This is a genomic window from Streptococcus cristatus (genome assembly GCF_003943535.1).
GTDB lineage: Bacteria > Bacillota > Bacilli > Lactobacillales > Streptococcaceae > Streptococcus > Streptococcus cristatus_L.
On the sequence record NZ_RJPU01000009.1, the window covers coordinates 47,096 to 60,332 of the forward strand.

General features: G+C 38.9%; 14 protein-coding genes, 3 tRNA genes and 1 pseudogene. 9 read left to right on the forward strand and 9 right to left on the reverse strand.

Going from position 1 to position 13,237, the window contains the following annotated elements; genetic code table 11:
* Positions 1-145 precede the first annotated feature (145 nt).
* The 8 genes from yfmF to D8790_RS10945 all read left to right on the forward strand — a co-directional run bounded on the left by yfmF (position 146) and on the right by D8790_RS10945 (position 7,398).
* Positions 146-1,393: an EF-P 5-aminopentanol modification-associated protein YfmF gene (gene yfmF, locus D8790_RS09615; RefSeq protein WP_312023758.1), complete on the forward strand. Its 1,248-nt coding sequence runs from the start codon at positions 146-148 to the stop codon at positions 1,391-1,393.
* The gene (yfmH, locus tag D8790_RS09620) at positions 1,393-2,688 is read left to right on the forward strand and encodes an EF-P 5-aminopentanol modification-associated protein YfmH (RefSeq protein WP_125388426.1); all 1,296 of its coding nucleotides are present in this window, start codon (positions 1,393-1,395) and stop codon (positions 2,686-2,688) included. The genes yfmF and yfmH overlap by 1 nt, the downstream gene beginning before the upstream one ends.
* Before the next feature lie 58 nt (positions 2,689-2,746).
* Positions 2,747-3,562, forward strand: coding sequence for a cytoskeleton protein RodZ (gene rodZ, locus D8790_RS09625; protein WP_125388427.1), 816 nt, complete (start codon positions 2,747-2,749; stop codon positions 3,560-3,562).
* 10 nt (positions 3,563-3,572) lie between these two features.
* Positions 3,573-4,112: a CDP-diacylglycerol--glycerol-3-phosphate 3-phosphatidyltransferase gene (gene pgsA, locus D8790_RS09630; RefSeq protein ID WP_125388449.1), complete on the forward strand. Its 540-nt coding sequence runs from the start codon at positions 3,573-3,575 to the stop codon at positions 4,110-4,112.
* A 1-nt stretch (position 4,113) separates the two neighbouring features.
* The gene (locus D8790_RS09635) at positions 4,114-4,941 is read left to right on the forward strand and encodes an energy-coupling factor ABC transporter ATP-binding protein (protein WP_185761939.1); all 828 of its coding nucleotides are present in this window, start codon (positions 4,114-4,116) and stop codon (positions 4,939-4,941) included.
* Positions 4,926-5,765: an energy-coupling factor ABC transporter ATP-binding protein gene (locus D8790_RS09640; RefSeq protein ID WP_125388429.1), complete on the forward strand. Its 840-nt coding sequence runs from the start codon at positions 4,926-4,928 to the stop codon at positions 5,763-5,765. The genes D8790_RS09635 and D8790_RS09640 overlap by 16 nt, the downstream gene beginning before the upstream one ends.
* Positions 5,758-6,552 (forward strand): energy-coupling factor transporter transmembrane component T family protein, encoded by a 795-nt coding sequence (locus D8790_RS09645; protein ID WP_125388430.1) that lies wholly within the window; start codon positions 5,758-5,760, stop codon positions 6,550-6,552. The genes D8790_RS09640 and D8790_RS09645 overlap by 8 nt, the downstream gene beginning before the upstream one ends.
* 186 nt (positions 6,553-6,738) lie before the next feature.
* Positions 6,739-7,398, forward strand: coding sequence for a LysM peptidoglycan-binding domain-containing protein (locus tag D8790_RS10945; RefSeq protein WP_005591387.1), 660 nt, complete (start codon positions 6,739-6,741; stop codon positions 7,396-7,398).
* A 56-nt stretch (positions 7,399-7,454) separates the two neighbouring features.
* Here D8790_RS10945 and sdaAA read toward each other — a convergent pair whose 3' ends face one another.
* From sdaAA to rlmH, 9 genes and pseudogenes are all read right to left on the reverse strand, one after another.
* Entirely contained in the window at positions 7,455-8,327 is an 873-nt protein-coding gene (sdaAA, locus tag D8790_RS09655) for an L-serine ammonia-lyase, iron-sulfur-dependent, subunit alpha (protein WP_125388431.1), read from the reverse strand.
* 8 nt (positions 8,328-8,335) lie between these two features.
* On the reverse strand, positions 8,336-9,007 hold the full coding sequence (sdaAB, locus tag D8790_RS09660; protein WP_045499905.1) for an L-serine ammonia-lyase, iron-sulfur-dependent subunit beta: 672 nt from the start codon (positions 9,005-9,007) through the stop codon (positions 8,336-8,338).
* A 132-nt stretch (positions 9,008-9,139) separates the two neighbouring features.
* Positions 9,140-9,213 (reverse strand) — tRNA-Asn (locus D8790_RS09665).
* A gap of 5 nt (positions 9,214-9,218) precedes the next feature.
* Positions 9,219-9,290 (reverse strand) — tRNA-Glu (locus D8790_RS09670).
* Between the two features lie 62 nt (positions 9,291-9,352).
* The gene (gene comE / locus D8790_RS09675) at positions 9,353-10,096 is read right to left on the reverse strand and encodes a competence system response regulator transcription factor ComE (RefSeq protein WP_125388432.1); all 744 of its coding nucleotides are present in this window, start codon (positions 10,094-10,096) and stop codon (positions 9,353-9,355) included.
* Positions 10,093-10,707 (reverse strand): annotated as a pseudogene (locus tag D8790_RS09680) (GHKL domain-containing protein); the annotation flags it as partial. The pseudogene D8790_RS09680 and the gene comE, both read right to left, overlap by 4 nt.
* A 229-nt stretch (positions 10,708-10,936) precedes the next feature.
* A complete protein-coding gene (locus tag D8790_RS09685; protein ID WP_125388433.1) occupies positions 10,937-11,062 on the reverse strand; it encodes a bacteriocin in 126 nt (41 codons plus the stop codon).
* A 177-nt stretch (positions 11,063-11,239) separates the two neighbouring features.
* A tRNA-Arg gene (locus D8790_RS09690) sits at positions 11,240-11,313 on the reverse strand.
* Positions 11,314-11,356: 43 nt separating this feature from the next.
* Positions 11,357-11,836 (reverse strand): 23S rRNA (pseudouridine(1915)-N(3))-methyltransferase RlmH, encoded by a 480-nt coding sequence (gene rlmH, locus D8790_RS09695; protein ID WP_125388434.1) that lies wholly within the window; start codon positions 11,834-11,836, stop codon positions 11,357-11,359.
* A 202-nt stretch (positions 11,837-12,038) separates the two neighbouring features.
* Here rlmH and htrA point away from each other — a divergent pair, with 202 nt between their 5' ends.
* Positions 12,039-13,217, forward strand: coding sequence for a serine protease HtrA (gene htrA, locus D8790_RS09700; RefSeq protein ID WP_125388435.1), 1,179 nt, complete (start codon positions 12,039-12,041; stop codon positions 13,215-13,217).
* The last annotated feature ends 20 nt before the right edge of the window (positions 13,218-13,237 follow it).

Consider the following 13,237-nt stretch of genomic DNA (forward strand, 5'->3'; position numbering starts at 1 on the left):
CTGTTCCGTGGTAGTCTCATTCAAGGACAAGTTTTACTAGAAAAATAGAAAACGCTTTAATCTCTAAAAATGCCGTTCCTTACAAAGCATTAAACAGCATTTCGTGTTATAATAGAAGTCTATATTATTCGGTATGAGGAGAGCAATGGAAATCATAAAAGGAGTACATCTTCACTTCATTCAGTCAGAAAAATTTAAAACCAATAAAATTAAAGTGCGATTTTCAGCTCCTATGTCTGAAAAAACAATAGCTGGGCGGGTTCTTACGGCCAGTATGCTGGAAACTTCAAATGCTCTTTATCCAACATCACAAGCCTTTCGAGAAAAATTAGCGAATTTATATGGGGCTAATTATTCGACAAGTCTTTCACGACGGGGATTAGTGCATTATCTGGATATCAATCTTTCTTTTGTGCGGGATCAATTTTTAAGCCGAAAAAATATGTTGGCAGATGAAATACTAGATTTTTTGAAGGCTAGTCTCTTTTTTCCTCTGTCAAATGGACAGGCTTTTGATACCAAAACCTTTGAAATTGAAAAGAGAAATGTTTTAACAGACTTGGAAGCTGAAATTGAGAATCATTTCTACCATGCTCACAGAGAGTTAAATAATTTATTTTACGATTCACCAGAAATGCGGATTCCACGCGTGGCAACAATCGAGCTAGTAGAAAAAGAAACAGCTGAAAATAGTTTTGCTGCTTTTCAGCAAATGCTAAATCAGGATCAAATCGATTTTTTCTTCATCGGTGATTTCAATGAGATTGCTGTCCGTGAGAAAATCCAAGAATTCCAGTTTTCTGAGCGAGAGCAGTCTTTACAGCTTAGCTACCAACAAAACTATTCAAATATAACGAAAGAAAAGCTGGAGCAGCGAGATGTGCATCAGTCCATTGTTGAACTGGCCTACCATTTTTCTAGTCAATATGGAGATAGTGCCCATCTGCCCCTGATTGTTTTGAATGGCTTATTGGGAGGATTTGCTCATTCCAAACTCTTTGTCAATGTTCGGGAAAAAGAGAGCCTAGCCTACACTATTTCTAGTAGTTTTGATATTTTTTCTGGTTTGATGCGAATCTATGCTGGAATTGACCGAGCAAATCGGACAAAGACCATCGCTTTAATCAACCGCCAAATTCTAGATTTGAAACGGGGGCATTTCACAGATGAAGAACTTGAACAAACCAAGAATATGCTGAAAAATTCAATACTTCTGGCTCAGGATCGACAAAACACCTTGATTGAGCGTGATTACATGTCCTCTGTTCTAGGGAAAAAATTTCTGTCACTAGAGGCTTGGCTGAAAGCATTAGAAAATGTCAGCAAAGCTGATCTTATAGAGGCATCCCAGCAGTTGAAATTACAGGCGATTTACTTTATGGAAGGGAAATAATGCAGAATCCAGGTTTAGAAAAAATCAATTATATAGCCGTGGGAGAAAGCATCTATCGGGCGGTGCTAGCAAATGGATTGCAGGTTTACCTACTCCCTAAAAATGATTTTAATGAAACCTACGGCATCATCTCAACACATTTTGGCTCTGTTGATACTAAGGTTGTTTCACGTGAAACAAAGCAAGTCTCTCATTATCCAGCAGGGATTGCGCATTTTTTGGAGCATAAACTATTCGAGCGTGAAAACGGTGAGGATTTGCTGCTGGAATTTACTAAATTTGGCGCAGAAAGTAATGCCTTTACAAGCTTTACACGTACCAGCTATCTGTTTTCTACGACAAACTGTGTAGCAGAAAATCTGAAGCTGTTGCAGGAACTCGTTTCCCAAGCCAATTTTTCAGAAGCATCTGTTCAGCGTGAGCAAGGAATTATCCAGCAAGAAATCGAGATGTACCAAGACGATCCAGATTATCGGCTCTTCTTTGGTGCTTTGAGTAATCTCTACCCTCAAACTCCACTAGCAGAAGATATTGCCGGAACGACAGAGTCAATTATGGATATTACTGTAGAAGATCTGACAGAAAACTTTGAGCTTTTCTACCGTCCGTCCAATATGACTTTATTTGTCATTGGTAATTTTGATTTGGAGTCCACTTTTGAAGATATTGTCCAAACACAAGAGACCTTATCTCCTAAATTATTAACTGAAACGATTGAAAAAGAGCCTCTCATCTTACAGCCAGTAATTCCAACTGCTACTAGTCGGATGGAAGTTGCAAGCCCTAAGTTGGCGATTGGTATTCGTGGGAAAGATACGATACAGGATACGGAGCTTTATCGCTATAAAATTGCCCTGAAATTGCTTTTTGCCATGATGTTTGGTTGGACTTCCAAGCGTTTCCAGACCCTGTATGAAAACGGAAAAATTGACAATTCGCTCACTCTTGAAGTAGAGGTGGAAAAAGATTTCCACTTTGTCATCTTAACTATGGACACGCAGGAACCCGTAGGAATTTCTCATCAATTCCGTTCAGCCATCCGGAAATTTGCTCAGGATCCAGATGTCACAGAAACACATCTAGATACGATTAAAAGTGAAATGTTTGGAGATCTGCTGCATGGGCTAAATTCTCTTGAATACATGGCAACCCAATATGAACCGCATTTAAAAGGGGAGAATCTTTTTGATTTACCTAAGATTTTACAGGATATCACTTTAAATGACGTCTTAAAAGTTGGACGTCGGTTTATTGACCAGTGTGATATGACAGATTTTACTATTTTCCCAAAATAGTTCCAAGTTTATTTCAAAATTTTGTTAGAATAATGTCTAAGAGAAAAGGACTATCCTTATGAGAAAAAAAACGATAGGAGAGGTACTCAGACTTGCTCGAGTAAACCAGAAACTTACTTTAGCAGATGTAGCCAAAAAAACAGATATAAAAACTGACTACCTAAAGGCTCTTGAAAATAATCAATATGAGAAATTTCCAAATGCCTTTTACGTCCGTAGCCTGCTGAGAAAATACGCTTGGGCTCTGGATTTAGACGAGCAGATTCTATTGGAGGCATACGACACAGATAATACTGTCGTTTATGACGAAATTGAATTAGCTGAAAACGAAGAATTTCGAAGCAGAAAATATAAAAATCGTTCCTTTTCACTTCCGCTCTTTTATTTCCTAGTAGTTGCCCTGTCTATCATTATTTTTGTCACCTATTACGTTTGGCAATATGCAAATACAACTACTCCGCAGTTTGCCAGCTCCGATAGTTATAGCCTCGTCTCAAGCTCAAATCTCGAAGATCGTTCAACTCCACCTGAGACCTCCACAACAGACTCTAGCTCAACAAAAGAAAAGCTGGAAGTCACTGGAGAAGGAAACTATTTGACTGCAAAATATCGCGGCGAGTCGCAAACTACTCAGTTAACAATCTCAGCGAGCAACAGCTCAAGCTGGATTAGTGTGACAAATACAGAACTTGCAGCTGGTACAACCCTTACTCCAACCCAATCAAGCCAAACAGTGACACTCTCTCCCAATACCACTTATACAATTACCTTAGGAGTTGTAAAAGGCGTCACTGTCACTGTCGGCAGTCAGAAAATAGACCTATCTACCTTGACCAGCGACAGTGCTATAATCACCCTTACAATTGAATCATAAAGGAAGAATGATGAAAAAAGAAAATATCCCCAACGCTTTAACCCTTGCCAGAATTGCCTTAATCCCAATCTTTATTTTGATTTTGACCTTCGGGCATTCGCCAGCCATGCATATCCTAGCTGGAATCATTTTCGCCCTTGCCAGCATCACAGACTACCTGGATGGCTATCTGGCGCGCAAGTGGCAGGTCGTGACCAATTTTGGAAAATTTGCCGATCCTATGGCCGATAAACTACTGGTTATGTCTGCATTTATCATGCTGATTGAAATGAAAATGGCTCCTGCTTGGGTGGTAGCTATCATCATTTGCCGAGAGCTGGCCGTCACTGGTTTGAGACTCCTATTGGTAGAAACTGGCGGAACAGTTCTAGCGGCCGCTATGCCAGGCAAAATCAAGACTTTCACGCAGATGTTTGCCATCCTCTTTCTCCTGCTCCATTGGACTTCACTCGGTCAGATTCTCCTTTACATAGCCCTGATTTTCACTATTTATTCTGGCTATGATTATTTCAAGGGCAGTGCCTATCTCTTTAAAGATACATTTAAATAATATGGAAAATATCATTGAAGTAAAAAATCTTAGTTATCGCTATGACCATAAGTCTGAAGATTATATTTTAAAAGATGTCTCGTTTCACGTGAAACAAGGAGAATGGTTATCTATTGTCGGCCACAATGGCAGCGGAAAATCGACTACAGTTCGTTTGATTGACGGTCTTTTGGAGGCCGAGAGTGGTGATATCATCATTTCTGGAGATAAATTGACGGCTGATAATGTCTGGGAAAAACGTCGCCAAATCGGCATGGTCTTTCAGAATCCTGATAATCAGTTTGTTGGAGCAACTGTTGAAGACGACGTTGCATTTGGTCTGGAAAATCAAGGCATGGATTATCCCATGATGGTGAAACGCGTCCATGAAGCTCTGGAACTAGTCGGCATGCAGAATTTTAAAGAGAGAGAACCTGCTCGACTTTCTGGCGGACAGAAGCAAAGAGTCGCTATTGCTGGCGTAGTCGCGCTCCAGCCAGATATTATCATCTTGGATGAAGCAACCAGTATGTTAGACCCAGAAGGCCGACTGGAATTGATTCGGACTGTCAAGAAAATTAAAGATAAGAATCATTTAACAGTCATCTCCATTACCCACGATTTGGACGAGATTTCGCTGAGTGACCGTGTTCTCGTTATGAAAAATGGTCAAGTTGAGTCAACCGCTACACCAAGAGAACTCTTTTCCAGACCTGATTTGGAAGACTTGGGCTTGGATCAACCCTTTGTCAACCAGGTCAAAGCTGCCATGATTCAAACTGGGCTAACTCTGCCAGAAACCTATTTAACTGAAAAAGAATTGCAGGAACAATTATGGGAATTACTCTAAATAAAGTCAGTTATACCTATCAGGCTGGAACTCCATTTGAGGGTCCAGCGCTTTTTGAAGTTGATTTGGAAATCAAAGATGGCAGCTATACGGCTTTGATTGGGCACACTGGCAGCGGAAAATCAACCATTTTACAGCTCTTGAATGGCTTGCTGACTCCGAGTGAGGGCAGCGTGCAAGTCAACAATGTTACCATTACTTCAAATTCTGTTAACAAGGACATCAAACAAGTTCGTAAACAGGTTGGTTTGGTCTTTCAGTTTGCTGAAAGTCAGGTTTTTGATGAGACTGTTTTGAAAGACGTAGCCTTTGGTCCGCAAAATTTTGGTGTCTCTAAAGAAGAAGCCGAGGCTTTAGCGCGTGAAAAATTAAGCCTTGTCGGCATTTCTGAAGAATTGTTTAGCCGCAGTCCTTTTGAACTTTCTGGCGGACAGATGAGAAGGGTTGCCATTGCCGGAATCCTAGCAATGGAGCCTGATATCTTGGTGTTGGATGAGCCAACGGCTGGACTTGATCCAGCAGGACGTAAGGAATTGATGGAACTCTTTAAAAAACTGCATCAAGCTGGAATGACCATTGTTCTTGTAACCCATTTAATGGATGATGTAGCGAATTTTGCCGATACAGTCTATGTGTTGGAAAAGGGCCGCGTCGTCAAAAGCGGTCAGCCTGCTCAAGTTTTTCAAGATGTCGATTTTATGGAAAAGATTCAGCTAGGAGTGCCTAAAATCACGAAATTTTCCCAAGAATTAGCTGAAAAAGGAATGAAATTTTCTCATTATCCAATTACGATTGAGGAATTTAAGGAGATGCTGCATGGATAAATTGATTTTAGGACGGTATATCCCAGGAAATTCAGTCATCCATCGATTGGATCCGCGCAGTAAATTGGTGGCCATGTTCTTCTTTATTTTATTGATTTTCTGGGCCAACAATCTCATCACTAATTTGCTGTTATTTGTTTTCGTTTTTACTCTGATTTTTCTCTCAAAAGTTCCTTTGACATTCTTTCTAAAGGGCATTCAATCAATGGTTTTCATTATTTCCTTTACCACCCTCTTCCAGCTCTTTCTGACAGGAGGAGACAAGGTACTTTTCCAGTTTGGTTTCATTAAAATTACGGAATTTGGTCTTTCTCAAGCGGGGATTATCTTTAGTCGTTTTGTTTTGATTATCTTCTTTTCAACTCTGTTGACCTTAACCACAACACCACTCAGCCTTTCAGATGCAGTAGAAGCTCTACTAAAGCCACTCAAAGTCTTTAAAGTTCCTACGCATGAAATTGGTCTCATGCTCTCTATGAGCCTGCGTTTCGTACCGACTTTAATGGATGACACTACGAGAATTATGAATGCTCAGAGGGCTCGAGGAGTTGATTTTGGCGAAGGAACGATTGTTCAAAAGGTTAAATCAATCATTCCAATCTTAATTCCTTTATTTGCTTCTAGTTTCAAGCGGGCAGACGCCTTAGCCATCGCAATGGAAGCGCGTGGCTATAGTGGTGGTGAAGGAAGAAGCCGCTATCGACAACTTTCTTGGAAAATGATTGATAACCTTGCTCTTCTCTCTATTTTCCTGATCGGTATCTTACTCTTTTTCTTGAAAAAATAAAGAATAGTATAAGTTTGATAGCAATATTTTTGTTAGAGATCTAATGAAATACACTAAAAATCCTTTTAAAATAATATTTTTATGTGTAAATCTCAATATTTTTGTAATATTCGTACTTAAAATGTAATCTTTTAGTAATATTTAATGTGTATGATAGTATTATAACTAAAGGAGAAAACTTTTAAAATGAGTATGAAAGTGAAAAAATTGACTCTAGCAGGAACGATTGCTACAGCAACACTATTTGCATCAACTATTGTTGCTAGTGCTGAATCTTATACAGTAAAAGCTGGAGATACCCTATCAGAAATCGCTGAAAGTAAAAAAACAACTGTTGAACGTTTGGTAGAATTAAACAAAATTTCAAATCCAGATTTTATCATGACTGGACAAGTTTTGGAATTAGGTGATTTGAAAGATGTTGCAAAACAAACAACATCAGCACCTGCTGTCTCACCAGCGACACCAGCAGTCCCAGCTCCAGTAACTCCAGCTGCCCCAGTAGCTACGGAAACTCCAGTAACGACAGAAACTCCTGCAGTTACTGCAACTTCAGACTACTCTGCCTATTCATCAGACGTCGTACTCGCAAATGGTAATACTCCAGGTGCTGTAGGTTCTTACGCAGCTGCTCGTATGGCTGAAATGACAGGAGTGTCTGCATCTACATGGGAAAATATTATTGCTCGTGAATCTAACGGACAAGTCGATGCTTACAACCCATCAGGAGCAAGTGGTCTTTTCCAAACAATGCCAGGTTGGGGATCTACTGCAACTGTTGAAGATCAAATTCAAGCAGCTTACCGTGCTTACAGTGCACAAGGACTATCTGCTTGGGCTTACTAAAATAATAAAAAATGACTAAACATATTTAGTCATTTTTTATTACTCAAAGATACTATTTATTCTCCAAAAATTTCTTTTGAAAGTCTGCGGCCAGTAGGAGTTGTAGCTAGCCCTCCTTCAGCTGTTTCCCTGAAGGCAGTAGGCAGGCTAGAGCCTACTTGGTACATAGCATCAATGACTTCGTCAACAGGGATTTTAGACTCGATTCCGGCCAAAGCCATATCCGCTGCGATAAAGGCGTAGCTAGCTCCCATGGCATTTCGCTTGACACAAGGAACTTCTACCAAACCAGCTACTGGGTCACAAATCAAGCCCAGCATATTTTTGATGACAAAACAGATAGCTTGACTCGCCTGAAAAGCAGAGCCACCAGCAGCCAGAACCAAAGCAGCTGCACTCATAGCAGAAGCAGAGCCCACCTCAGCTTGACAGCCTCCTTCTGCGCCGGAAATAGAAGCGTTATTGGCAATAACCAAGCCAAAAGCACCAGCAGCCAACAAAAAATCTAATTGCTGCTCCTCTGTCAAATCTAATTTTTCAATCGCTGATGTAAGCACGGCTGGCAAGCAGCCGGCACTACCAGCCGTAGGAGTTGCACAAACCAGCCCCATTTTAGCGTTGTGCTCATTGACTGCAATGGCATTTTTTGCAGCAGTCAGCACAGTGTGATCTGACAAGGCCTTCCCTGACTGGATATAGTGGTGCAGTTTGGCTGCGTCTCCACCGGTCAATCCGCTGCGAGACTTGCTCTCATCAAGCCCAAGAAGGACTGAGGCTTTCATCACTTCAAGATTTCGGCTCATCAGGCGTAAAACTTCGTCTCTTTCCCGACCTGTCAATTCATACTCGGTCGCAATCATTAATTCAGCGACATTGCCATTAAAGTCTAAATCAGCTTGCTCAACCAACTCTTTTATTGAATAAAACATCTCTTCTCCTATTTAAAGAAATTGACATTGTGAAGATGGGGGATTTTCCGAATCTCTTCGATAGCCTCTTCGCAACTACGACTATCCACCTCAATGATCATAATCGCTTTCTCACCCGCTTTTTCTCTAGTCACCGTCATTTGAGCAATATTGATATTGTAGCGGGACAGAGCCTCCGTTACATGGGCAATCATACCTGGAACATCTTGGTGGACGATGATAATGGTTGGCGTATTCATGCTGAGAGAGACTGAGAAGCCATTTAACTCGGTCACCTGAATATTTCCACCACCGATAGACACACCCGTTACACTGATGCTTTTATGGGCGTTTTTAACCGTGATTTTTGTCGTATTTGGATGGGGAGCATTGCTATCTTTCTGAATAGTCCAGACAATCTTGATACCACGTTTATGGGCAATTTCAAGGCTATTAGGAATTTCAGGATCATCTGTATCCATTCCTAAAATACCTGCTACCAGAGCCAAATCCGTTCCATGCCCGCGATAAGTCTTTGCAAAGGAATTAAAAAGCTGGAATTCAACCTCGGTTGGTGTATCATCAAAAATAGAGGATACGATCTTACCGATACGCACAGCCCCTGCAGTATGACTGCTGGAAGGACCAATCATGACAGGCCCGATAATGTCAAAAACAGACTGAAATTTTAATGATTTCATAAGAAACCTCTTGAACATATTTTCTAAAATTATTATATCAAACTTATCAAATTTCTGCCTGATATCATACAAAAAAAGAGGACAATTGTCCTCTTTTCATTATTGGTAAGTCGCATACCTGAAACTCTTTTACTCCGCCAGTAGGACTCGAACCTACGACATCATGATTAACAGTCATGCGCTACTACCAACTGAGCTATGGCGGATAGTATAGTCCGTACGGGATTCGAACCCGTGTTACCGCCGTGAAAAGGCGGTGTCTTAACCCCTTGACCAACGGACCATCTATGTTCTTTTCAGAACATATTCTATTATATCAGGTTTTGAATCTTTGTCAACAGTTTTTTATTTATTTTTTAAAATTTCTTTTAAATGTTTTGTTCTTAGCCTAGAAACAGGGCAACGACGGCCTTCATAAAATATAATTTCCTTTGTTTTCTTATCATAATCACAGATATTATCGATATTGACTAAGAAAGATTTATGGGAAGCAAAGAAACGTTGGGTTTTCTCATCCTGCTCTTGAACACTGGCAATCGTTCCATAAAATTCTTTTATAAAGTTTTTTCCGACCATCCGTAACTTATGGGAGGAGCTTGAGGTTTCGATATACAAAATATCATTAAATGGCACGCGCACATCATTGCCTCGATAGCTGTATTCAAAGTAATCAACCATATTGGTGTTTGTAATTAAGGTGTTTTTCGTATAAATGATACAATCTTTGATACGTTTTTTAAACGAATCATCGTTAATATCCTTGTCAATAAAATCAAGAGCAGATACTTTATATTTAAAGGTCATGGTCGCAAACTCTGATTTTGAAGTTACAAAGACAATAATAGCATATGGATTATGGTGACGAATAAAACGAGCGACCTCCAGTCCTTTGGTCTCTTCCCCTTTAATATCTATATCCAGAAAATAAATCTGATTGACATCTTCATTTTCGACGTAGTCCTTAAATTCCAGAATTTTTCCTGTAATTTTTACCTGGATATCGAGACCCATTTCTTCAGCAATCTCTGCTAAAGTTTTTTCCATACGGAGTTGGTGGGCTAAGGTATCTTCTAATGCTAAGATTCTCATAAACTATTCCTTCTTTTAATTGTTAATACTTGTGTGAAATCATACTTACTTATTTCTGTATCCAGCATGATATATTCATAATTCTCTAAAATTTCTTTCAGATTATTTAAACCTAGGCCTCTTCGATAACCTTTAGTAGAGAACTCTGGTTCATAAATTTCTTCTAAATCTAATTTCCTTTGCTTGCGGGAATTTTTTACAACAAAAATGATTTCCGTATCGAGTTGAACTAAAGTCACATGAATCATTTTTTCATAGCTTTCGATTGCGCCTTCAACAGCATTGTTTAGCAATATACTAGCCATTCTTACCACATCTAATAGCTTAATCGGTAATTTCTCAACAGGATCTTTGACTTCGAATGTCAAATCAATCTGGTGTTCACGCGCCTTGAATAAAGTCTCTGTCATAACGCTTCGGAGAGCTGAGTCGCCAACATTGTTCAAATCAAAATAAGTGTATTTATCCGAGCGTAATTTTAAATTTGCATCAACTAAAACTTCTTGATATATTTTTTCAATTTCCTTGATATCTTGAGTATTGATGGCCGTCTGAAAGCTAGTCAGCATGCCGGCATAATCATGACGAAAACCACGAATTTCATTATAGAGAGAAAGGAAAGGTTGTACCATTAAGATGATGTAATAGAGTAATAAATTAATCAGAGATGCTAAAGGAGCAATAATAACCGTAAAAATACAAAGACAAATAAAGTAAAATCTAGATTTTACTTTACTTTCTACTTTTTTATATATTTTTACAATTGCAAAAATTTCTATTAATTCACATATAAACCATAAAATGAAGTTTAATATCATTTTTATCTCCTAATTACTTCCTTTACTTAAAAATAATTCGAGGAAGGCCTATCTTTCTAAAATCTCCTCCAAGAATTTCTGTAAGTTCTTTTTCATTCAAGACTGGGAAGTGAGCGATTGTTTTTAAGTTTTTCTGAGTATTTTTCATAATAGATTCTCCTAAAAATTTTTTCGTAAGTGTTACCTTACAAAATCTATTATAAATAAAATTTCAAATAATCTGTCATCTTTCCCTGAAATGTCATTTTTTATTCCTGAAATGTCGTTTTCTCAAAAAATATAATAAAAAAACACGAAATTTTTCGTGTCTGAATAGTGTATATTATGATCCCAGCAGGATTCGAACCTGCGACCGTTCGCTTAGAAGGCGAATGCTCTATCCAGCTGAGCTATGAGACCGATACCTTTTCATTCTATCAGAAAAATCTATTATCGTCAAGATTTACTTATGGTAGGGACTCCCCTGTTGAATCATAAAAGCCCGGTAAATCTGCTCTACCAATACGAGGCGCATCAATTGATGAGGCAGGGTCAATTTTCCAAAACTCATCAGTAGATTGGCTCTTTTTTTGACAGCAGGAGATAGACCCAAGCTGCCGCCAATCACAAAAGTAATATCGGAAAAGCCACGGACTGTGATGTCGCTCAAGATCGAACTAAACTCTTCTGAAGGAAATTGCTTTCCTTCAATAGCTAAAGCAACCACGAATTCTCGTTCAGAGACTTTTGCTAAAATCCGACTTCCTTCTTTTTTGAGGATTTGCTGATTTTCTAGCTCACTGGCCTTATCTGGTGTTTTTTCGTCTGCTAATTCTACAATTTCTAACTTAGAAAATCGACTCAGGCGTTTGGCATATTCAGCAATCCCATCCTTGAGATACTTTTCTTTTAATTTTCCAACGGTTACAAGCTTTATTTTCATATTTCCATTCTATCATATCCACATGGATTTCACACTTTATTCACATCAGTTTTTTATGGAAAACTTGTTGAATCTATGTATTTTCTAACCTCCATCAACATTTTTTATAAGTTTTCCACAACTTGTGGAAAACTTGTGGATTTTAAGTTATAATTAAGAATAGATTTCTATAATTTCATCAATTGTAATCAAGGAGGAAAATATGAAAAACGCTTCAAATTTCTTTAAAAAATCTTTGTTGCTTTTTATTGTTTTAGTTGTAGGATTTATTGGCGGAAGCCTAGGAAATTTAGCCACTGCATTTGTTAATAATAAAATGGCTAATATTAGTCCTTCTAGCTCAAAGACCACTGTATCAACGTCTTATAAAAACACAAACGACACCACAAAGGCTGTAAAAAAAGTGCAAAACGCAGTTGTATCGGTGATTACTTATACCGGTTCTAATCAAGAAGGAGTGATCAATAATGAATCAACCAGTGATCCTCAAGTAGCTAGTGAGGGATCAGGTGTCATTTATAAGAAGGAAGGAAAATATGCCTACCTTGTTACCAATACTCACGTGCTAAATGGAGCAAAAAATCCCGATATTCTACTAGCAGATGGTAGTAAGGTTCCTGGTGAAGTGGTGGGATCAGATGTTTATTCTGATATTTCTGTAGTAAGAATTAGCTCTGAAAAGGTGAAAGATGTAGCTGAATTTGGAGATTCCAACTCCCTGACAGTAGGAGAAACTGCTATTGCCATCGGAAGCCCTCTCGGAACAGAATACGCTAACTCTGTTACACAAGGAATCATCTCTAGTTTGGGTAGAAATGTAACCCTGCAATCTGAAGACGGCCAAAATATTTCGACAACTGCCTTGCAAACAGATGCTGCTATCAACCCTGGTAACTCTGGTGGCCCACTCATCAATATCCAAGGACAAGTTATTGGTATTACGTCCAGCAAAATCTCTCACAATGGTCAAACTGCTGTAGAAGGCATGGGCTTTGCAATTCCATCAAACGATGTTGTCAATATCATCAAGCAATTAGAGAAAACTGGAACAGTGACTCGTCCTGCTCTGGGTATCCAAATGCTCGATTTATCTAATATCGCCACTTCTGACTTAGCAAAATTACGTCTACCTTCATCTGTAAAATCAGGTATCCTTGTCCGCTCTGTGCAAGAAGGAATGCCTGCTGAAAATAAACTTCAGAAATACGATGTCATCACAAAAGTTGATGATAAAGATGTTGAGTCAACCAGTGATTTACAATCTGCTCTCTACAGACACTCTCTAGGAGATGAGTTAAAAGTGACTTACTTTAGAGATGGTAAAGAAGCCACTACAACCATTAAATTGACCAAATCAACCCAGGACTTAAGTGACAACTAATCCTTTACATAATTGTCAAC